Here is a 19,849-nt window from a genome sequence, read left to right as displayed (position 1 = left end):
CAGTGAAATAGGAACGAGGACCCGATTCGTGGCCGTGGATCTGTCGTATTCGCCGGTGGTGGAGGATCTCGTCGAGCGGACGCGGGTGTTCGTGCGGGAGATTGTGTTACCGATCGAGGACGCGCACGGTGGTGACATCACCGCTGCGGGTGGGGATCGATTGCGGGTGGAGTTGCAGGCCGAAGCACGGGCGCGGGGGCTGACCGCACCGCACGCGCCGGTCGAAGTCGGTGGTCTGGGTCTGAACATGAGCGACCGGTCACCCGTGTTCGAGGCCGCGGGCTACTCCCTGTTCGGCCCGACCGCGCTGAACATCGGGGCACCCGACGAGGGCAACATGCACCTGCTCGCGCACGTCGCGAACCCGGTGCAGAAGGAACAGTTCCTGGCTCCGCTCGCGCGGGGTGAGGTGCGTTCGGCCTTCGCGATGACCGAGCCCGCACCCGGCGCCGGTTCCGATCCCGCCGCCCTCACGACCCGTGCCGAGAGGGCGCCGGGTGGGTGGAAGATCAACGGTCACAAATGGTTCATCACCGGCGCCGACGGTGCCGGATTCTTCATCGTCATGGCCCGCACCTCCGGCGCGCCGGGCGATCGTGGGGGCGCGACGATGTTCCTCGCGCCGGCGTCGACCCCCGGAATCCGGGTGGGCCGGCACATCGACACCCTCGACCGGGCGATGATCGGCGGCCACTGCGAGGTGTTCTTCGAGGACCTGTTCGTGCCCGACGAGGCCGTCCTGGGCGCGGTGGACGAGGGCTTCGCCTACGCGCAGGTCCGGCTCGGTCCGGCCCGTACGACCCACGTGATGCGCTGGCTCGGCGCCGCCTGCCGCGGCCACGACGTCGCCGTCGAACACGTCGCCCGCCGGGACGGCTTCGGCTCTCGGCTCGGCGACCTGGGCATGGTGCAGAAGATGGTCGCCGACAACGAGATCGACATCGCCGCCACCCGTGCATTGCTGACCCGGGCGTGCTGGGAACTGGACCGGGGCGACGCGGCATCGGATTCGACGTCCATCGCGAAGACGTTCGGCTCCGAGGCGATCTTCCGGATCGTCGACCGGTCCATCCAGATGTGCGGCGGCATGGGCGTCTCCGGGGACCTGCCGCTGGCCCGCCTGTCCCGTGAGGTGCGCCCGTTCCGGGTGTACGACGGCCCGTCCGAGGTGCACCGGTGGGCGCTCGCGAAGCGCGTCGTCGGCAAAGCGAAGCGCGCGGCACGCGAAGAGGGCACGTCGTGACGACCGCACGCCTCGACGGGCTGGACCTGGCCCAGCTGCAACGCTTCTTCTCCGACATCGGCGTCCCCACCGAGGGGGAGTTGCGGGCCGAACCGCTCTCCGGTGGCAGGTCCAACCTCACCTTCGAGGTGTACGACGACACCACCCGATGGGTGCTGCGGCGTCCACCGACCGCCGGGCTGACGCCGTCCGCGCACGATGTGGCCCGCGAGTTCCGGGTGTGTGCGGCGCTGCAGGATTCTGCTGTCCCGGTCGCGTCGACGGTCGTATTGTGCGAGGACGAGGCGGTGCTGGGTGCTCCGTTCTCCGTCACCGGCTTCGTGGACGGACGGGTGATCCGCACCGTCGACGACCTCGGCACCCTCACGGATGGCGAGCTCGGTTCGTGCGTGGACGAACTGGTGCGAGTGCTCGCCGCGCTGCACACCGTCGACCACCGTGCGGTCGGCCTCGAAGAGTTCGGCCGGCCCGACGGATATCTGACCCGGCAGGTGGCGTTGTGGGCGCGGCAGTGGCAGCGCGTCAAGACCCGCGAACTGCCCGACCTCGAGCGGCTGCACGCCCAGCTCGCGGAGGCGATCCCGTCCACGTCGCAGGTGGCGATCGTGCACGGCGACTACCGGATCGACAACACGATCCTCGCCGCCGGAGACCCCGGACAGGTTGCCGCCGTGGTGGACTGGGAAATGTCGACGCTCGGTGACCCGCTCGCAGACCTGGCCCAGATGTGCGTCTACCGAAATCCCGCACTGGACGTCATCCTGGGGGAGCCTGCCGCGTGGACGAGTTCGAGGTTGCCGTCGCCGGACGAGCTGGCACAGAAGTACGCCACCGTGACCGGCCGAAACCTCGATCGCTGGGGGTTCTATCTGGGCCTGGCCGACTTCAAGCTCGCCGTCATCGCCGAGGGCATCACCCACCGGCACCGTGCCGGCGCGACCGGTGGAGACGGGTTCGCGCAGGCGTACCAGGCCGTGGAACCACTCGTCGCCGCAGGACTGGCTGCTCTGGGAGAAAGAGAACAGTGAACAGCGCACTGATCACCGGGGCCTCCCGCGGCGTCGGGCATAGCCGAAACCGTAAGCGCACCGGCCTACGTCGACACCGGCATGTCCGCGTGGACCGTCATATCAACTCGCGTTTGAGGATCTTTCCGGTCGCGGTCATCGGCAGTTCCTCGACGATCCGAACCTCGCGCGGGTACTTGTAGCTCGCCATCCGCTCCTTCGACCACGAGATCAGATCGGCGTCGGAGACGTCGGTGCCCGGTTGTGCGATGACGTACGCCCGCACCTCCTCGCCGTGACTCTCGTGCGGAACGCCGATCACCGCGGCCAGTGAGACGGCCTCGTGCGTCATGAGGACCTCCTCGATCTCGCGGGGGTAGACGTTGAACCCGCCGCGCACGATCATGTCCTTGGCCCGGTCGACGATGTAGTAGAAGCCGTCGGCGTCCCGGCGTGCGAGATCACCGGTACGGAACCAGCCGTTCCGCATCGCCTCCGCGGTCGCCTCGGGACGACCGTAGTAGCCCTTCATCACGTTGTGGCCGCGGATCGCGATCTCCCCCACCACATCCGCACCCTCGACGGTGTTCCAGTCCTTGTCGACGAGTCGAACCTCCACACCCCACAGCGGAATTCCGATCGACCCGGTGCGAGGGTCCTGCTCCGGATCGCTGAACAGCGCGACCGGCGAGGTCTCCGAGAGCCCGTAGCCCTCGAGGATCTGCACCCCGAAGCGCTTCGCGAAGCGCCCCCGGATCTCGACGGGCAGCGCGGCGCCCCCGGAGATGGCCTTGCGGAGATCGGCGGCGATCCGACCGACATCGACCGAGTCGTCCACCGCCCCGAGCAGACCCCAGTACATCGTCGGGACACCCGCGAACAGCGTGATCGCCTCGCGCTCCATGATCTCGAGCGCCGCGGCGGCCTCGAACCGGGGGAGAAGTACCAGGGTCGCGCCCATCGAGAACCCGGAGTTCATGTTGATCGTCTGCCCGAACGAATGGAACAGCGGAAGCGCGAGCAGGTGGGTGTCCGGACGGCTCGGGGTGCTGTCGAACAGCCGGTTGGACGCCAACGCGTTCATCACCATGTTCGCCTGGCTCAGTTCGGCGCCCTTCGGTTGCCCGGTGGTCCCACTCGTGTACAGGATGACGGCGGTGTCCGTGGCCTCGCGCACCAGCGTCTCGAAGGTCGCCGGCTGCGTGGGGAGCACCGCCGACAGCGCCTCGATCCCCTGCCCGTACTCGCCGTCGCCGCCGATCACGAACATGGTCCGGCAGGCGTCCGCCTCACCGAAGCCCTCCCGCCCGTACTCCCCGGTCGGCAGGTCCGGCCCGCCCTCGAAGCAGAAGTACGCCGTCGCCCCGCAGTCCTGCAGGTGATAGGCGATCTCCCGCCCCTTCAACAGGACGTTGAGCGGAACGACCACCGCGCCGGCCTTGAGGATCCCGTAGTAGACGATCGGGAACCACGGCAGGTTGGGGCAGGAGAGTGCGACCCGGTCACCGGGTTCGATCCCGGACGCGACGAGAAGATTGGCGATCCGGTTCGCCAGAGCATCGGTCTCGGCGTAGGTGAACCGCTCGTCCCCCAGTACCAGCGCATCGCGGGTCGGGTACTTGCGGGCCGAGTCCTCCAGGAACATAGACAGATTGAGCATCGGAGTGTTCTCCCTCGGGCAGCGATCGTCGGCGGTCAGTGGCTCGGCGTGGTCGCGGCGTCGATCGTGGTCAGCAGTTCGTCGAGAAGTTCGGTGGCGCGGGGCCATTCGCCGTAGCCGGCGGCCGGGTTGAGGTGGCCGACCGCGCCGAGGTCGACGAGGCGGCTGCCCCAGCCGCGGGCCAGGTCGGCGACGACGGCGAAGTCGGCCAGCGGGTCGTCGGTGCTGGCCGCGACGATGCTCGGGAACGGCAGCGGGCTGCGCGGGACCGGGTTCCAGCCGTTCGCGTCGAGGTCCGGACGCGTCGGGTAGCCGGCGGGCAGCGGTGTGGAGAAGTCCGGTGGGGTGGCCAGGATCGCGCCGGCGACCGGACGGTCGTGGCGGGCCGCCCAGTGCACGGTGATCATCACGCCGGCGCTGTGCGCGACGAGCACGACCGGACCGTCGATGTCGGCCAGGACGGTGTCGAGCGCGGCCACGCGGGCGTCGAGGCTGATCTTGTCGTGCTCGAGCGGCGGCACCGTGCGAACCTTGTCGAGCCCGGCTGCCAGCAGCGTCTGCCAGTGGTCCGGGGCGTGGTCACGCAGGCCGGGAACGATCACGACGGTCGGCGATGCGCTGCTGCTCATGGTGTGTCCTTCAAGAAGTTTCGATGAGAACCGACGGAGCGGGGACACCGGTGAGTGTCCCCGCTCCACCGAAAGGTGCTGTCGCAGAAGGTGACAGCGGGTCAGGCGTGCTGAGTGAAGCCGACCTGGCCGGGGTGACGGTTCGGGGCGTAGCCGAGCGCGGCGAGGGTTTCGTCCGCGTCCTTGTAGGTGGTGCCGATCTTGTAGATGTCGCGGGCTTCCTTGGCGGTGGCGACCTCGCGGCCGAGTTCCTCGGCGACGCGCACCAGCTGGCGGACCTGGTCGGCGGAGGTGATCTTGACGTCGCCGCTCGGGGCCCACAGGTTGTCCTCGTTGCCGCAGCGGGTGTGCAGGCCCATCGCGATGGCCATCGTGTTCACCGGCAGCACCGACCGCATGAGGGTTTCGAGGGTCAGGCAGGCGCCGTCGGGGACCCGCTGGACGAAGTTCATGATGTTGTACGGGTTCGGGCCGTCGAAGCCGCCGCCGATCCCGACCCAGGTCAGGTTCAGCGGGCCGGTGTAGACGCCGCGGCGGATCAGGCGTTCGACGGTCTCGAGCTGCGGGATCGAGGAGAGCTGGAAGTGCGGCTGGATCCCGGCGGCCTGCAGTCGGCACAGGTGCTCCTCGACCCACTCGGGACCGGCGGGGACGGTCATCTCCCGGTAGGTGTGCGCCAGGTCCGCGTTCTCCAGTGAGGTGCCCGCGATGTCTGCCGGGGTCATCAGTTCCATGATGTTCATCTGGCTGGTGTTGATCGCGATGGTGACCTGGTCCGGTTTCGGGTCCAGTTCGGCGAGCATGTGACGGACGTTGTCCGGCAGCCACTTCGCGTCGGCGCCGTCGCCTTCGGGGGCGAACGAGATCGATCCACCGACCTGCAGGATCATTTCCGGCACGGCCTCGCGGAGGCGGCCGAGGAGTTCGTTGAACTTCGACAGGCGCTTGGAACCCTTGCCGTCCTCCTCGCGGACGTGGATGTGGAGTACGGTGGCGCCGGCCTCGAAGCAGTCGACGGCCTGCTGGACGTGCTCGTCCATCGTCAGCGGCAGGTCTTCGGGAAAGTCCTCCACCGCCCACTCCGGCCCGTACGGGGCGACGGTGACGACCAGCTTGTCCTGGTTCTCCGGGAAGAACGCATCATCGTGGAAATGCATTGCAGATCTCCGTTTCTGGATAGACGTGAGGTTCGGAAAGTGGGAATCAGAAGGGGCGGTCGCCGATGATCCCGGCGCGCTCCATCTTTCGGACGGCGGGCCAGTAGTCCTGGACCGCGTAGTGCTGGGTCGACCGGTTGTCCCAGATCGCGATGCTGTTCTTCGTCCACTGCCAGCGCACCTGGTACTCCGGGATCGTCGCCTGGCTCTGCAGATACCGCAGTAGCTCACCGGCACCCGGGGCGTAGTCGATACCGCACCGCACGGTCTTCTCGGTGTGGTAGTTCGTGAAATGCGTCGTGAAGCTGTTGACGAACAGGATCTTCTCCCCGGTCTCGGGGTGTGTGCGGACCACCGGGTGCTCCGCGTCCGGGAAGCGCTCCTTGAGTTCGAGGCGCTTCTCCATCGGCAGGCGCGCACCGAAGGATGCCTCGATGCTGTGCCGGGCACGCAGACCGTCGATCTGCTCCTTGACGTGCTCGGGCAGTTGCTCGTACGCCGACGCCATGTTCACCCAGATCGTGTCGCCACCGACGGCGGGACCTTCCACGCACCGCAGCACACATCCCATCGGCGGGTTCGCGCGCCACGTCGCGTCACAGTGGTAGGAGTTCTCGAATGCCTCCCGTGGGCTGTCGAGATCCTTGTAGATCCGGACGAGTCCGGGATGGTCGGGATCGCTGCCCACCACCGGATGGTCCTCGAGTGAACCGAAACGCTCGGCCAGCGCGACGTGTTCGGCCCGGCTCATGTTCTGGTCGCGGAAGAACAACACCTTGTGCTTCAGCAGCAACCCCCTCAGCTCGGTGAAGAGGTCGTCGTCTCCAGAGACGTCGGCGAGGTCGACACCGTGGAGTTCGGCGCCGATACTGCAGGTCAGTGGGCGGGCATCCATCGGGGGCACGGTCGTGCCGGTCGCCGGACGGCTGTGCGCAAGTTCCACAGTGGTCATGGCACTCTCCTTCGAGCTGGAAGTGGTGGGTCGAGGTTTCGTCACGGGTCGCCCCGGAGAACCGAACGACGTTGCATGGGCGGGTGATTCGGTATCAGAACGAGAACACCGAGGAGCCGATACTCTTCCCGGACTCCAGGTCCCGGTGGGCCTGCTCGGCCTCTTCGAGTGCATAGTGCTGGTTGATCTCGATCTCGATGCGGCCGGCCGCGACGTGCCCGAACAGCTCACCCGCGAGCTCGGCCCGCTCGGCGGGATCGGCGATGTAGTCGGCGAGTGCCGGGCGGGTCACGAACAGCGAGCCCTTGACCGCGAGCTCCATCGCGTTGATCGGCGGGATCGGGCCGGACGCCGTACCGAACGCCACGAGCAGGCCCCGGCGCGCCAGCGAATCGATCGACGACTGGAAGGTCGTCTCCCCGATGCTGTCGTACACCACGGGGACACCCACCCCGTCGGTGAGTTCACGGACCCGCTCGGCGACGTTCTCCCGTTTGTAGACGATCACCTCGCCACATCCGTGAGCGCGGGCCACCTCGGCCTTTTCGTCACTCGATACCGTGCCGATGACGTTGACGCCCAGCAGCTTCGCCCACTGGCAGAAGATCAGGCCGACACCGCCGGCCGCGGCGTGCAGCAGCACCGTGTCGCCCGCCTTCAGCGAGGGGTGGATCCGGCGCAGCAGGTAGGACGTGGTGAGACCACGCATCGTCATCGCGGCCGCGGTCTCGGACCCGATACCGTCCGGCAACGCGATCAGGTGCTCGGCAGGCATCACGCGCTCGGTGCTGTATGCACCCAACGGGCTGCCCGTGTAGGTCACCCGGTCTCCTTCGCGGAAGCCCTCCACTCCGGCGCCGACCGCCTCGACGACGCCTGCGGCTTCGACGCCCATCCCCGCCGGCAGGGGAGCCGGGTACAGGCCGGTACGGAAGTAGGTGTCCGCAAAGTTCAGCCCGACCGCCTCGTGCCGGATCCGCACCTCGCCCGGGCCGGGCTCACCGACCTCCACGGATTCCCACTTCAGAACCTCCGGGCCACCGGTCTCGTAGAAGCGAATCGCCTTTGCCATCGAAATCTCCTCAGCTCACGGCCGGACCCGACCGGCCGCTCGATGTGTTCGGTTGCCGAACGTTCACGGCAGCCGGTCCTGTCCGGACACGGATACAGTCGGGGTTCCCGGAACCCGAGAGGGCGACAGTCGACGCCCGCCTCCATGAATGTGATCCAACTGACACGACCGTATCCACGAGGTAGGGATCACACATACCTCTGCGGGACATATTTCTATCCATTCGGGGACAGGGGTGTGCCTCTCGCAGGGTTGCGTGACCCATATCCGAGTGGCACTGTGTCTTGCCACACGCCCGCCCTTGCGGCGCAGTCGTAGTCCCCCAGGAAGGTGGTACAGGTGTCGAGGCCACTTGCGCGATACGCCTCGCTGACCGGATACATCGAGCTCGGCCACGAGCTGGGGATCGATCCGATCGCCTTACTGCGATCCGTCGGACTTGATCCGTCCGGCCTCGACCTGCAAGATCGTTGGGTGCCGGCGGCATCGGTGCTCCGCCTGCTCGAAATATCGGCCGCCGCGTCCGGCCGCCCGGACTTCGCGCTGAAGCTCGCCGAACGCCGGCGGTTGTCCGCACTCGGACCGCTGAGTGTGAGTATTCGCGAGGAACCCGATGCCCGGAGCGCGCTGCGAACGCTGATCCGCTATCAGCACATGTACAACGAAGCCCTGCGCATCCGGATATCCGAACGGGCGGAGCTGACCACGATCAAGATCACCCTCGAGCCAGGGGAGCCGGTGGCCGTCCAGCAGGGGGTCGAACTCGCCGCCGCGGTTGTCCAGCAGCTGCTGAAGAGTTTGCTGGGAGATCACTGGCGTCCGGTCGCGGCACTCTTCGAACGCAGCCGACCGCGGGACGACACGACCCACCGGCAGATGTTCGGGGCGCCGATGACCTTCGACGCGGAGTACAACGCGATCGTCACTTGCACGAGCGACCTGAACCAGCCGAATCGCCTGTCGGACCCGCTGCTGCGCTCCTATGCGCAACAGTTCCTCGACACCCTGTCGAGCCCGGAGGAGCCGACGATCGCCAACCGGGTCCGCGAGCTCGTCGAGCTGCTGCTGCCGACCGGGCGATGCTCCGTCGAGCAGGTCGCCCGCAGCCTCGGGGTCGACCGCCGCACGGTCCATCGCCATCTCGCCAGGTCCGGACAGACGTTCACCACCGTCCTCGATACCGCCCGCGCCGAACTGGCGAACCACATGGTCAGCGGTGACCGGTACTCGTTGACGGAGATCTCGGAGATGCTGTCGTTCTCGACGCCGAGCAGCTTCTCGCGCTGGTTCAACCGGCAATTCGGCGTCAGTCCGCGAGAGTGGCGCAAGCGGGCGACCCTGCAGGTCGACGCCTACCGGTCGGTGGTGTCCCGAGATGCACAGAATGGTGTCCCGGAAGGGAAACTATTGCGAACAGAGTCGAGCTAGCGTGATCTGTATCACTTCCCGATTGGGTCGTGATTCAACTCACCCGGTCGACTCTCGTGAAATGAGCGCTGCCATGACTGTCCACTCCGAGCCGGTCCACACTCCGACGATCGATCGAATGCAACTGGAGGGAAACTGGAATCCATTGTGGGATAATCTTTCCCGCTGGGATCCGGAGTGGACCGAGCAGTTCATGGCGATGAACGCGATCCCGATCCGACGTGGCGTGTTCCCGCCCGAGTTCGTCGAATTGCTCAGCATCGCTATCGATGCCGCTGCCACCCATCTGTACGCGCCGGGCGTCCGGCGCCACATCCGCGCCGCACTCGAACTCGGTGTCACCCGAGAGCAGATTCTCACGGTCCTGCAGATGGTCAGCGTCCTCGGTATTCACGCCTGCAACCTCGGGGTGCCGATCCTCGAGGAGGAACTGGCCGAGTTCCAAGCCCGACAAGCGGACTGATCGTTCTCCGCGTTCCCACTTTCCCCAGCTCATCCGTCTGCAGGAGCACACATGGGACTGCCCACGACCTCCCCTGAACAGTCGTTCGGAACCATCGAACCCCGCCCCGCGACGCCGGATCCCGCGCCGACCGCCGGACGATCGCGAATCTATCCGTGGGTCGTCGCCGCCCTGGCCTTCGCGCTGCTGCTGTCGGACTACATGTCCCGGCAGGTGCTCAGCGCCGTGTTCCCGATGCTGAAGAGCGAATGGGCGCTGTCCGATTCGCAACTCGCCTCGTTGACCAGCGTCGTCGCCCTCATGGTCGGCCTTCTGACGTTCCCGCTGTCACTGCTCGCCGACCGGTGGGGTCGAGTCAAGAGCATCGTCCTGATGGCGGTGATCTGGAGCATCGCAACCCTGTGCTGTGCTGTCGCGTCCAACTACGAGCAGATGCTGGCCGCCCGGTTCTTCGTGGGGGTCGGTGAGGCCGCCTACGGCAGCGTCGGGATCGCCGTCGTCCTGAGCGTGTTCTCCTCGCGTCTGCATTCGTCGTTGAGCGGCGCGTTCATGGCCGGCGGATCCTTCGGTTCCGTGGTCGGCGTCTCACTCGGAGGCGTGATCGCCGTCAACGTCGGGTGGCGCTGGTCGTTCACCGCGATGGCTGTACTGGGTCTCATCCTCGTCGCCCTGTTCCGGGCCGTGGTCACCGAGTCCCGCCTCGCACGCTACGCCGTGCACGACGCCCCCATCACCGTGTCGGGCGGGGGTGTCCGGTCGGCCCCGGTGATCCGTGTCCCGGTGTCGACCCTGTTCACCAACCCTGCCGTGTGGTGCGTCTACCTCGCCGGCGGATTCCAGATGTTCACCGCGGCCGTCCTGCTGGCGTGGACGCCCAGCTTCTTCAACCGGTACTACGACATGCCGCTGGACAAGGCGGCCGGTGCCGCCGCGTTGTTCGTCCTGCTGGTCGGCGCGGGCATGGTCGTGTGCGGCATGGTCACCGACCGGGTGAGCCGTACCGATCCGGCGCGCAAGTGGATGACCGGTGTCGTGTTCTGTGTGATCGCCCTGCTGTCGCTCGGTATCGGCTTCCAGCTGGACGCCGGTGCGCCCCAGCTGATCCTGCTCGGCATCGGCGCGTTCTTCTCCGCCGGCTGCTCGGGTCCGACGGCCGCCATGGTCGCCGGTCTCACTCACGAATCGGTCCGCTCGTCTGCACTGGGCACACTCACCATCGCCAACAACGTTCTCGGTTTGGCGTTGGGCCCCTTCGTTATCGGCATCCTCGCAGATCGACTGGGGTTGATCGAGTCCCTGCAGCTCGCCCCGCTCTTCTACATCGCGGCCATTGTCGCGCTGCTCGTCGGCAAGCGCATGTACCCGGCAGGGATGCGCAAGCTCGCGGCGCAGAGCACCGTATCCGCCTGACGTTCAGTGATCGCCGAAATATTCTGCGATGGAAAGGTATTCATGAGCAAGGTCTACACATCGGCCGCCGAGGCTGTCGCCGACGTCCCGTCCGGGGCATCCCTGTCCGTCGGGGGATTCGGACTGTGCGGCATCCCGGACGTCTTGATCGCCGCCCTGGCCGCCGGAACCGCGACGGATTTCGAGGTCTTCTCGAACAACTGCGGAACCGACGGTTACGGATTGGGAATCCTTCTCGACGACAAGCGTATTCGCCGGGTCACGGTCTCCTACGTCGGGGAGAACAAGGAGTTCGCCCGCCAGTATCTGTCCGGCGAACTCGAGGTGGAGTTGACGCCGCAGGGCACGTTGGCCGAGAAGATGCGGGCCGGCGGCGCCGGAATCCCGGCCTTCTTCACTCCGGCCGGAGTCGGGACCCCGATCTCCGAGGGCGGCCTGCCGTGGCGCTACCGCCCGGACGGTTCGGTGGCACTCGGTTCGCCGGCCAAGGAGATTCGCGAGTTCGGCGGCCGACGGTACGTCCTCGAGGAGTCCATCACCGCGGACTACGCACTGGTCCACGCTCTCGTCGCGGACACCGAGGGAAACCTTGTCTTCGACAAGGCCGCAATGAACTTCAACCCGCTCGCCGCGATGGCGGGGCGGGTGTGCATCGCCCAGGCCGAGCGGATCGTCCCGGCCGGTGAACTGGATCCCGCGCACGTCCACCTGCCCGGCATCTTCGTCGACCGGGTCGTGCACACCGGCCCCCAGGACAAGAAGATCGAGAAGCGGACGGTGTCGGCCGCGAAGGAGGCAGCGCGATGACCGCACTGATCGAGACGACCGGGTGGACGCGCGAGCAGATGGCGGCGCGCGCCGCACAGGAACTCGCGTCCGGTGAATACGTCAACCTCGGAATCGGCCTGCCCACCCTGATTCCGAACCACCTCCCCGAAGGCGTCGAGGTCACGCTGCACAGTGAGAACGGCATCCTGGGCACCGGCCCCTACCCGAGCGAGGATGCGGTCGATCCGGACCTGATCAACGCCGGCAAGGAAACGGTGACGGTGAACCCGGGGGCGGCGTTCTTCGATTCGGCGTTGTCGTTCGGCATGATCCGTGGTGGCCACATCGACACCGCGGTCCTCGGTGGCATGCAGGTCTCCGCGGCCGGGGACCTGGCCAACTGGATGGTGCCGGGCAAGATGGTCAAGGGCATGGGCGGTGCCATGGATCTGGTGCACGGTGCCCGGCGGGTCGTCGTGCTCATGGAACACACCGACAAGACCGGGGCCGCCAAGATCGTCGAACACTGCACCCTCCCGCTGACCGGGCGGGCGGTGGTCCACCGCATCGTCACCGACCTTGCCGTCATCGACGTGACGACGACCGGGCTGGTGCTGCGCGAATGCGCGCCCGGGGTGACCGAGGCCCAGGTGCGGGCTGCGACGGACGCACCTCTGGCCTGACGTGACCGGTCGGCGGCCCCTCTTCGGGCCGCCGACCGGCCGGGGAATCGACGGTCAGTGCACGCCGTGCATGAGGCGTCGGATCCACGGTGACAGGACGGCCAGCAGGACGCCGATCGCGATGGACGAGAGACCGACCGTCGTGAAGAACGGCACCGCATTGTTCTCGTCGTAGTACCCGGACAGGGTGCCGGCGAGGCTCGAGCCGAGCGCCACCGACAGGAAGAACAACGCCACCATCTGGGTGTGGAACGCCTGCGGCGCAAGTTTCGTCGACAGCGACAGACCCACCGGTGACAGCATCAGTTCCGCGAACGTGAACAGCAGCAGAATGCCGGCCAGGCCGAGCAACGGCGCGCTGTTGGGGCCGCCACCGGACATCGGGATGAAGCACAGGAACGCGACACCCATGATGCCGGTGCCGAGCGCGAACTTGATCGGCGACGACGGCTGCCGCGGCCCCAGCTTGGTCCACATTGCGGCGAACACGCCCGCGAAGACGATGATGAACACCGGGTTGATCGACTGCACCCACGTCGCCGGGAACTCCCACCCGAACAGGTTCCGGTCCAGCCAGGTGTCGGCGAGGATCGCGACGGTCGTGAACTGCTGCTGGAACAGCGACCAGAAGGCGGCGCTCGCGATGAACATCGGGATGAACGCGATCACCCGACTGCGTTCGACCGACGTGATCCGGCGGCTGGTGAGGATCACCGCGAAATAGGTGACGGCCGCGACGACCGTGAGCGCGACCACGATGTCGGACAGATTGTCGGCGCGGACCACCCCGGTCAGGGCGAGTGCCGCGACCGCGACGACGGCGACGGCCGCCAGGCCGATCGCCTTCGGGCGGGCCGACGCGGGCAGCGGGTTCGGCACGTGCGAGCCGATGCCGTTCAGGTTGCGTCGCCCGATCGTGTACTGGATCAGGCCGAGTGCCATACCGATGGCGGCGGCCGCGAAGCCGACGTGGAAACCGAAGTCGTCCATCGCCCAGCCGGTGACCAGCGGCCCGATCAGACCACCGATGTTGATGCCCATGTAGAAGATCGAGAAACCGGCGTCGCGGCGGTCGTCGTCGGGGGCGTACAGGTCGCCGACGAGGGAGGTGGCGTTGGCTTTGAGACCACCGCTACCGAACGCGATCAGGATCAGACCCACACCGACGCCCGCGAGCCCGGGCAGCACCGACAGTGCGATGTGGCCGAGCATGATCAGGCAGGCGCTGTAGAAGAGGGTGCGTTCGGAGCCGAGGACCCGGTCCGCGATCCACGCCCCGAGAATCGTCGACAGGTAGACGGTGCCGCCGTACGCGCCGACGATGCTGGTGGCGGCCGCTTTGTCGAGGCCGAGACCGCCGTCGGTGGTCTGGTAGTACAGGTAGTACAGCAGGATGCCCTGCATGCCGTAGAACGAGAAGCGTTCCCACATCTCGACGCCGAACAGGTTCGCGAGCGCGACCGGTTGCCCGAGGAAACGCCGACCGGTCTCGGCGGGCTCGGAATGCCGGTCGACGGTGGAACTCACCGGCTGCTCCGCGCGCTCTGCCGGGACACGAGCCGGTACAGCGCACGCCATCCCACGAGGAACAGGGCGAGAACCGACGCCGCCACCAGGATGAACGAGAACGCGGTGCCCTGCCCGCTGACCACCCGCAGCACCATGCCGACGACGAGGGCCGACGCCCACACGAGGACACCGGTGGGAACCACGAGGCGGGCGTCGAACTTGTCGCGGTAGAGCAGGAACGTGCCGAGCCAGCCGACGGCGGCGCCGGTCAGGAACGGCCACGCGGTCGTCAGGATGCCGACGACGTCGAGACCTTCCTCGTGGCTCCGGCGACCCGCGGTAGCGAACGCGAGCACCAGCAGAACGTCGACGACAGCGGCAGGTACGTACTTCTTCACGACGACCAGCCTAAAGGCAGTGGTAGATCGGCCGGGGAGGCAGCGGAGAACCGAGAAGTCGGTTCAGAGGTGTGGCCCGATACTGCGGCAGATCAGGGGCAGATCAGAGATGACGGAACGTCGCGAAGACCGCGTCGCGGACCTCGACCCAATCGCCCCAATAATCGGGGTCCTCCTCGCGCAGCCAGCGCGAGCGCAACCCGTCCACGACGAGGGCGAGGACCCGGACGACGGCCTCGGGGTTCGGGTAGTCCTGTGCGGCCAGACTCACCGTCAGCTCCCACGGCCGCACCGCACTGCCCGTGAAGTATCGGTGTGCCGGATGGTGCGGCGAGTAGGCCTCGGCCTCGAACGCGTCGTAGTTGCGCGTCTCCTGCGGTCGATCGGCGTAGAAGCGGACCGAGACGTCGGCGAGATCGAGAAGGGACGGATTCGGATGCGCCTTCCGCAGGGCGGCGGCGATCTCGGCGGCGTGCTCATCTTCGCGTTCGCGGAGCACCACATCCAACAATTCCGAAAGATCGGGGAAGTGGTGCATGAGTCCAGGGGTGGACATTCCGCATTGCCGGGCCACCGCCCGAAGGCTGATCCCGTGCGCTCGACCCTCGGCGATCATCGCACGGGTGTGCGCGATGATCTCGGCCCGACGGGTTTCGGGTTCCAGTCGACGAGTCACACGCCTCCGCCCCGGCGCTCGGGCCGAATTCGTTCAACTGCACACCGCACAGCTGCCGTTCGCCGGCAGGCCGCGCACCGTCGACGATAACCCACCCGCGAGCGCTGATTTCCCGGCCGTCGGAACGCGGAACCGTGACCGGGTGGAATCCGGTCCGTCTGCTTCGAGATTCAGCTACCATCGAAATATCTGACACCCGTTAGATAGATGGTTTTCCCAACCGTCCGAAGGGGTTTCGTCATGACCAAGACCTTTCCCGAAAAATTCCTCTGGGGCGCCGCGACCGCGCCGTATCAAGTGGAGGGAAACAATCTCGCCAGCGATCTGTGGGCGATGGAGCACATGCCCGAGTCGATGTTCTCGGAGCCGAGCGGTGACACCGTGGACTTCTACAGCCGCTACCCGCAGGACATCGCCCTGCTGGCGGACCTGGGTTTGAACACACTGCGCCTGGGCGTCGAATGGGCCCGGATCGAGCCCGAACCCGGCCAGATCTCCAACGCGCAACTGGACCACTACGAGCGCGTCGTCGACAGGTGCCTCGAACGGAAAGTCGAACCGGTCGTCACGCTCCACCACTTCTCCAGTCCGAAATGGATCATCCCCCGCCACGGGTGGAAGAACCCGGAACTGGCCGAACGGTACGCCGACCATGCCCACCGCGTCGGCACGAGACTCGGCGACCGGGTGGCGTGGTACTGCACCTTCAACGAGGTCAACACGCCGATGCAGATGGTCGGCAACGGACTGCTCTCCCCGGCGATGGCGGAATTGCTCAACCCCGCACGGCGCCGCGCCGCCGAGTACTTCGGCGTCGCCGAGGACGATTTCGTCCCCTTCTTCCCGTACGCCGACAGCGAAGAAGCGATCAAGGTCGTCCTCGACGCTCACAGGCGGGGAGTCGACGCGGTCCACGCGGCGAATTCGAACGCGATGGTAGGCGTCACTCTGTCGATGCAGGAGCACTTCGGACTCCCCGGCGGTGAAGAGCAGGCCGCGCACGTCGACGAGATCGTGAACCGTCGATGGTTGCGTGACGCCGGCAGCATCGGTGACTTCGTCGGCGTCCAGAACTACGGGCGGATCAGCTACGACGAGACCGGCCGCCTGCACGGCGGGGAACACGTCATGGACAACATGCTGCCGATGGTGCCGAGCACCCTGGGAGCGACGGTGCGAGAGGCAGCGGAGATCACCGGCAAACCGATCCTCGTCACCGAACACGGAGCGGATCTGACCACCGACCGCGACGAACTGCGAATCTGGTTCCTGCGCAACTCACTCGACGGGCTCGTCGACGCCATCGCCGACGGTGTCGACGTCCGCGGCTACATCCATTGGTGCCTCACCGACAACTGGGAATGGTTCAAGGGATACACCAGCCACTTCGGTCTCCATGAGGTGGATCGTGCTACACAGGAACGCATTCCGCGTCCGAGTGCCGCCGTCTTCGGTGAGATCGCCCGCGCCAACGCGATCTGAGCGGCACGCGTCGGAGCGGGCGTTCCCTAGTCCTCGGCGATACCGAGTTCCGTTGCCCGCGTGAGCGCGGCGTTCAACGCGTCGGCGTCCAGCACGATGCGTTGCAGGGACATCGCGGCGACGAGCAGGGCGGCGAGATCGTCGCCGTAGACGCTGACCATGCCGGCCTCGGGATCGAAACCGACCGCGGCGAGCGTGTCCGGTGCCTCGTCGGCCAGGACCGCACGCAGCGCCCCGGTGAACTCGTACCCGGATCCCTCGATGCCGTGGGCGTCGAGCGCCGGGCGGTGCCGGTGGTACTCCGGACCGCCCGGCGAGTAGATGATGCTCGAGCTGCTGCTGCCGTGCACGAGGTGAACGGGGTCGAGGCCGGCGAAGTCGTCGGGAGTCGTCATGGCGGCGACCGTATCGAGTCCGACCGACAGTTCTCGTCCGCGTGCGGCGGGCCGGGCCTGTGGAACGACCGGCCCGGCCGGATCAGCCGCGGACGAGCGGCACGATCGCGCGGACCCGCGCGTCACGCAGATACAGCCCGCCCCACACGAGGATGCCGACGTACACCGGGGACAGGATCGTCGACAGCAGCGGCTGCTCGGTGAGGATGTTGCACGCGACCGCGCCGCCCAGATAGCCGGTGAGCAGCACGGCACCGAGGATCGACGTGACCGGCACCAGGTACAGCGCCAGGCACACCAGCATGACCACGCCCATGACGTAGGGCGCGTAGTCGGGGAAGCCGTACTCGGTCATCGAGTCCTTCACCGGCTGGATGTTCGCGAGGTGGATGACGGCGTCGAACAGCAGGAACGCCACCACCAGGCCGGTGACGACGAGGCCGGCGATGCGGGCCCGTAACGATACGGTTGCCGTGCTCGGGGCGGTGCGGATGTGGGGGATCGCGGCGGTCATGGTGGGCTCCCGTTCTGCGGCTGCTCCTCGCCGGACGCGTGGAGTCTCAGCCGTACAGACCTGGCCCGCTCCCGAATCTCATCGCGGGTAGGCGACCGAATTCGCCTCCGGACACCCGCACCTTCGATAGCCTCCGGCCAACCGTGTCGCATTTCGGTTCTTCGGGAGGTTCAGACGTGACGTTCGAGATGTCCCGCAGGCGATTCATGGCACTGGGGGCCGGTGCTGTCGGCGCTGCCACGGTGGGATCGCTCCTGCCGCCGTCGCTGCAGGCCGCCCTCGCCGCGCCGGTGCCGCCGGGTGGGCTGGAGTCGATCGACCACGTGGTGCTGCTGATGCAGGAGAACCGCGCCTTCGACCACTACTTCGGCACCCTGCGGGGCGTGCGTGGCTTCGGCGACCCCAACGCGCTGACGCTACGGACGGGACGAACCGTGTACGAGCAGCCCGACCGGGACTCCGTCGTGGTGCCGTACCCGATCCGGGACGCCGCGGACGCGCAGCGGATGGACACCCAGAACGTCGACGCCCTCGACCACGAGTGGGCCGGTGGGCAGGCCGCCGTCGCGGGTGGCTGGCACGACGGCTGGATCCCCGCCAAGACCGCCGCCACCATGGCGCACTACGACCGGTTCGACATCCCGTTCCAGTTCGAGCTCGCCGAATCGTTCACGGTGTGCGACGCCTACCACTGCTCGGTGCCCACCTCGACCGCACCCAACCGCAACTACTGGATCAGCGGATACACCGGATTCGAAGCCGACGGTTTCCGCGCGGTCACCAACGACTCGTACATGCCGTGGCACGGCGGCTACACCTGGACCACCGTTCCCGAACGACTCGAGACGGCCGGGGTGAGCTGGCGGACCTATCAGGAGTGGGACAACTTCACCGACAACAACCTCGAATACTTCGTCCGATTCAAGGAGATCGTGCACGCACTGCTCGGTCACCCCGTGCTGGTGCCGTACCAGTTCCCCACGCTCGCAGCGCTGTACGCGGCACTGCCGCTGCTACCCGCCGGCGCCCAGGACACGATTCTGCGCTGCCTCGACGAGGGCGTCGCCAGGCTCGACGTCGCCGACCGCCGGCTGTACGACCGGGCACTGCACCGCGCACGCCCCGGCACCCTCGCCGACGTGTTCCGCGCCGACGTCGAGGCCGGCACGCTGCCGCAGGTGTCGTACCTGGTGCCGTCCGCTGTGGACTGCGAACACCCGATGACGTCGTCGCCCGCGTCGAGCGCCACGCTGGTCTACAAGGTGCTCGACGCGATCGCCTCCGACCCCGAAACCTGGTCGCGGACAGCGATCTTCCTCAACTTCGACGAGAACGACGGCTACTGGGACCACGTGCCCCCGCCGCTCCCGCCGTGGGACGTCACCGACGAGTGGGTGGGCGACGAGCCACTGGGCCTCGGGCCGCGGGTACCGATGACGGTGATCTCACCGTGGACCGTCGGCGGATACGTGTGCTCGCAGGTGTTCGACCACACGTCGATCACCCAGTTCCTCGAGAAGCGGTTCGGGTTCACGCAGCCGGAGATCAGCGGGTGGCGGCGCACCGTCGCCGGCGACCTGACCTCGGCGTTCGACTTCGACACCCCACGAGCCCGGCCGCCGCTCACCCCACCGCCGCCGGCGCCGTCGCTCACCCCGCGCTGGAAACCGGCACCGCCGCAGCAGCAGAGGATGCCGGTGCAGGAGAAGGGAACCCGTCCGGCCCGTGCGCTGCCGTATCAGCCCGACGCGGACGCAGTGTTCGACGCCGGAACGCGGACGGTGTCGGTCCGGATGCGCAACACGGGCACCGAGAGTGCCCATCTGGCGCTGTACCCGTACGCGGACGAATTCGAGCTGCCCCGGCACTACGACGTGCTCGGCGAGCGGTTCGATACGGTTCCGGTGCCGGGGGAGCGCTACGACCTGACGATGATCGGCCCCAACGGTTTCCGTCGCGAGTTCGCGGGATCGACGACCGGACCCGGGGCGGACGTCCAGGTGGACACGACGATCGACGCGGCAGCTCGGACGGTGCGGGTGTCCGTGGTCAACCGCGGCACCGTCATTGTCACAGCCGAGTCGGCCGGGAACTCGGCATCACTGGCGCCGGGTGCCACCCGGACGTGGACGGTTCCGTCGCAGCAGGGGTGGTACGACGCGACGCTCGTCCTCGGCGAGGACCCGGCGTACCGTCGCCGCTGGATGGGACACATCGAGAACGGTGCGGAGAGCGTCGGCCAGGAACCTGTCGAGGTGGCCGCGACCGGAGACCTGACGCTGCTACCGCAGCCGCCGGCGAGCGGTTCGGCGGGGCTGCCGATGTCGTTGCCCGGGTCGTAGCAGGAGCGGCCGGTCCGGACTCTGCCAGACGACGCCGACCGGACGAGAGGGGATCGCGGGG

The 19,849-nt window shown here is 67.4% G+C and carries 19 protein-coding genes; 9 read left to right on the top strand and 10 right to left on the bottom strand.

The window, feature by feature from the left end; genetic code table 11:
* Positions 1 to 28 precede the first annotated feature (28 nt).
* Positions 29 to 1,243: an acyl-CoA dehydrogenase family protein gene (locus Q5696_RS19215; RefSeq protein WP_305092840.1), complete on the top strand. Its 1,215-nt coding sequence runs from the start codon at positions 29 to 31 to the stop codon at positions 1,241 to 1,243.
* Entirely contained in the window at positions 1,240 to 2,271 is a 1,032-nt protein-coding gene (locus tag Q5696_RS19210; RefSeq protein WP_305092839.1) for a phosphotransferase family protein, read from the top strand. The genes Q5696_RS19215 and Q5696_RS19210 overlap by 4 nt, the downstream gene beginning before the upstream one ends.
* A gap of 97 nt (positions 2,272 to 2,368) precedes the next feature.
* Here Q5696_RS19210 and Q5696_RS19205 read toward each other — a convergent pair whose 3' ends face one another.
* The 5 genes from Q5696_RS19205 to Q5696_RS19185 form a co-directional block, all read right to left on the bottom strand.
* On the bottom strand, positions 2,369 to 3,910 hold the full coding sequence (locus Q5696_RS19205; protein ID WP_305092838.1) for a long-chain-fatty-acid--CoA ligase: 1,542 nt from the start codon (positions 3,908 to 3,910) through the stop codon (positions 2,369 to 2,371).
* 35 nt (positions 3,911 to 3,945) lie between these two features.
* The gene (locus Q5696_RS19200; protein ID WP_305092837.1) at positions 3,946 to 4,539 is read right to left on the bottom strand and encodes an RBBP9/YdeN family alpha/beta hydrolase; all 594 of its coding nucleotides are present in this window, start codon (positions 4,537 to 4,539) and stop codon (positions 3,946 to 3,948) included.
* A 101-nt stretch (positions 4,540 to 4,640) separates the two neighbouring features.
* Positions 4,641 to 5,696, bottom strand: a complete 1,056-nt coding sequence (locus Q5696_RS19195) for a beta-keto acid cleavage family enzyme (RefSeq protein ID WP_305092836.1) — start codon at positions 5,694 to 5,696, stop codon at positions 4,641 to 4,643.
* Positions 5,697 to 5,742: 46 nt separating this feature from the next.
* Positions 5,743 to 6,591: a TauD/TfdA dioxygenase family protein gene (locus tag Q5696_RS19190; RefSeq protein WP_305095376.1), complete on the bottom strand. Its 849-nt coding sequence runs from the start codon at positions 6,589 to 6,591 to the stop codon at positions 5,743 to 5,745.
* A 151-nt stretch (positions 6,592 to 6,742) separates the two neighbouring features.
* On the bottom strand, positions 6,743 to 7,720 hold the full coding sequence (locus Q5696_RS19185) for a quinone oxidoreductase family protein (protein WP_305092835.1): 978 nt from the start codon (positions 7,718 to 7,720) through the stop codon (positions 6,743 to 6,745).
* A gap of 339 nt (positions 7,721 to 8,059) precedes the next feature.
* Between Q5696_RS19185 and Q5696_RS19180 the strand changes: the two genes are divergently transcribed.
* From Q5696_RS19180 to Q5696_RS19160, 5 genes are all read left to right on the top strand, one after another.
* Positions 8,060 to 9,148 carry an AraC family transcriptional regulator gene (locus Q5696_RS19180; RefSeq protein ID WP_305092834.1) on the top strand — a complete coding sequence of 363 codons (1,089 nt, stop codon included), beginning with the start codon at positions 8,060 to 8,062 and terminating at the stop codon, positions 9,146 to 9,148.
* A gap of 73 nt (positions 9,149 to 9,221) precedes the next feature.
* A complete protein-coding gene (locus tag Q5696_RS19175) occupies positions 9,222 to 9,611 on the top strand; it encodes a carboxymuconolactone decarboxylase family protein (RefSeq protein WP_305092833.1) in 390 nt (129 codons plus the stop codon).
* 51 nt (positions 9,612 to 9,662) lie between these two features.
* Positions 9,663 to 11,021, top strand: a complete 1,359-nt coding sequence (locus Q5696_RS19170; protein WP_305092832.1) for an MFS transporter — start codon at positions 9,663 to 9,665, stop codon at positions 11,019 to 11,021.
* Positions 11,022 to 11,063: 42 nt separating this feature from the next.
* Positions 11,064 to 11,828, top strand: a complete 765-nt coding sequence (locus Q5696_RS19165; protein WP_305092831.1) for a CoA transferase subunit A — start codon at positions 11,064 to 11,066, stop codon at positions 11,826 to 11,828.
* Positions 11,825 to 12,472: a CoA transferase subunit B gene (locus tag Q5696_RS19160; RefSeq protein WP_305092830.1), complete on the top strand. Its 648-nt coding sequence runs from the start codon at positions 11,825 to 11,827 to the stop codon at positions 12,470 to 12,472. Before Q5696_RS19165 ends, Q5696_RS19160 begins: the two co-directional genes overlap by 4 nt.
* A 54-nt stretch (positions 12,473 to 12,526) precedes the next feature.
* On the opposite strand, the gene Q5696_RS19155 is transcribed toward Q5696_RS19160, so the two are convergent.
* From Q5696_RS19155 to Q5696_RS19145, 3 genes are all read right to left on the bottom strand, one after another.
* Positions 12,527 to 13,999, bottom strand: a complete 1,473-nt coding sequence (locus tag Q5696_RS19155; protein ID WP_305092829.1) for a peptide MFS transporter — start codon at positions 13,997 to 13,999, stop codon at positions 12,527 to 12,529.
* Positions 13,996 to 14,379 (bottom strand): DUF3054 domain-containing protein, encoded by a 384-nt coding sequence (locus Q5696_RS19150; RefSeq protein ID WP_305092828.1) that lies wholly within the window; start codon positions 14,377 to 14,379, stop codon positions 13,996 to 13,998. Before Q5696_RS19150 ends, Q5696_RS19155 begins: the two co-directional genes overlap by 4 nt.
* 103 nt (positions 14,380 to 14,482) lie before the next feature.
* The gene (locus Q5696_RS19145) at positions 14,483 to 15,055 is read right to left on the bottom strand and encodes a TetR/AcrR family transcriptional regulator (RefSeq protein WP_305092827.1); all 573 of its coding nucleotides are present in this window, start codon (positions 15,053 to 15,055) and stop codon (positions 14,483 to 14,485) included.
* Positions 15,056 to 15,295: 240 nt separating this feature from the next.
* On the opposite strand from Q5696_RS19145, the gene Q5696_RS19140 reads away from it, so the two are divergent.
* The gene (locus Q5696_RS19140; protein WP_305092826.1) at positions 15,296 to 16,537 is read left to right on the top strand and encodes a glycoside hydrolase family 1 protein; all 1,242 of its coding nucleotides are present in this window, start codon (positions 15,296 to 15,298) and stop codon (positions 16,535 to 16,537) included.
* A 26-nt stretch (positions 16,538 to 16,563) separates the two neighbouring features.
* On the opposite strand, the gene Q5696_RS19135 is transcribed toward Q5696_RS19140, so the two are convergent.
* Both Q5696_RS19135 and Q5696_RS19130 read right to left on the bottom strand, forming a co-directional pair.
* Positions 16,564 to 16,932 (bottom strand): Imm51 family immunity protein, encoded by a 369-nt coding sequence (locus tag Q5696_RS19135; protein ID WP_305092825.1) that lies wholly within the window; start codon positions 16,930 to 16,932, stop codon positions 16,564 to 16,566.
* Between the two features lie 82 nt (positions 16,933 to 17,014).
* Positions 17,015 to 17,446 carry a DoxX family protein gene (locus tag Q5696_RS19130; protein ID WP_305092824.1) on the bottom strand — a complete coding sequence of 144 codons (432 nt, stop codon included), beginning with the start codon at positions 17,444 to 17,446 and terminating at the stop codon, positions 17,015 to 17,017.
* Between the two features lie 176 nt (positions 17,447 to 17,622).
* Here Q5696_RS19130 and Q5696_RS19125 point away from each other — a divergent pair, with 176 nt between their 5' ends.
* Positions 17,623 to 19,788 (top strand): phosphocholine-specific phospholipase C, encoded by a 2,166-nt coding sequence (locus Q5696_RS19125; RefSeq protein WP_305092823.1) that lies wholly within the window; start codon positions 17,623 to 17,625, stop codon positions 19,786 to 19,788.
* Positions 19,789 to 19,849: the final 61 nt, after the last annotated feature.

The organism is Prescottella sp. R16 (assembly GCF_030656875.1).
Lineage (GTDB): Bacteria > Actinomycetota > Actinomycetes > Mycobacteriales > Mycobacteriaceae > Prescottella.
The sequence above is the reverse complement of the archived record's forward strand: the minus strand, read 5'-3'. Positions and strand labels throughout refer to the sequence as shown.

Coding starts and splice junctions, on each gene's coding strand:
- Q5696_RS19205 (WP_305092838.1), bottom strand. CDS start 3,910: ATGCTCAATCTGTCTATGTTCCTGGAGGACTCGGCCCGCAAGTACCCG.
- Q5696_RS19200 (WP_305092837.1), bottom strand. CDS start 4,539: ATGAGCAGCAGCGCATCGCCGACCGTCGTGATCGTTCCCGGCCTGCGT.
- Q5696_RS19195 (WP_305092836.1), bottom strand. CDS start 5,696: ATGCATTTCCACGATGATGCGTTCTTCCCGGAGAACCAGGACAAGCTG.
- Q5696_RS19190 (WP_305095376.1), bottom strand. CDS start 6,591: ATGGATGCCCGCCCACTGACCTGCAGTATCGGCGCCGAACTCCACGGT.
- Q5696_RS19185 (WP_305092835.1), bottom strand. CDS start 7,720: ATGGCAAAGGCGATTCGCTTCTACGAGACCGGTGGCCCGGAGGTTCTG.
- Q5696_RS19175 (WP_305092833.1), top strand. CDS start 9,222: ATGACTGTCCACTCCGAGCCGGTCCACACTCCGACGATCGATCGAATG.
- Q5696_RS19170 (WP_305092832.1), top strand. CDS start 9,663: ATGGGACTGCCCACGACCTCCCCTGAACAGTCGTTCGGAACCATCGAA.
- Q5696_RS19165 (WP_305092831.1), top strand. CDS start 11,064: ATGAGCAAGGTCTACACATCGGCCGCCGAGGCTGTCGCCGACGTCCCG.
- Q5696_RS19160 (WP_305092830.1), top strand. CDS start 11,825: ATGACCGCACTGATCGAGACGACCGGGTGGACGCGCGAGCAGATGGCG.
- Q5696_RS19140 (WP_305092826.1), top strand. CDS start 15,296: ATGACCAAGACCTTTCCCGAAAAATTCCTCTGGGGCGCCGCGACCGCG.
- Q5696_RS19135 (WP_305092825.1), bottom strand. CDS start 16,932: ATGACGACTCCCGACGACTTCGCCGGCCTCGACCCCGTTCACCTCGTG.
- Q5696_RS19130 (WP_305092824.1), bottom strand. CDS start 17,446: ATGACCGCCGCGATCCCCCACATCCGCACCGCCCCGAGCACGGCAACC.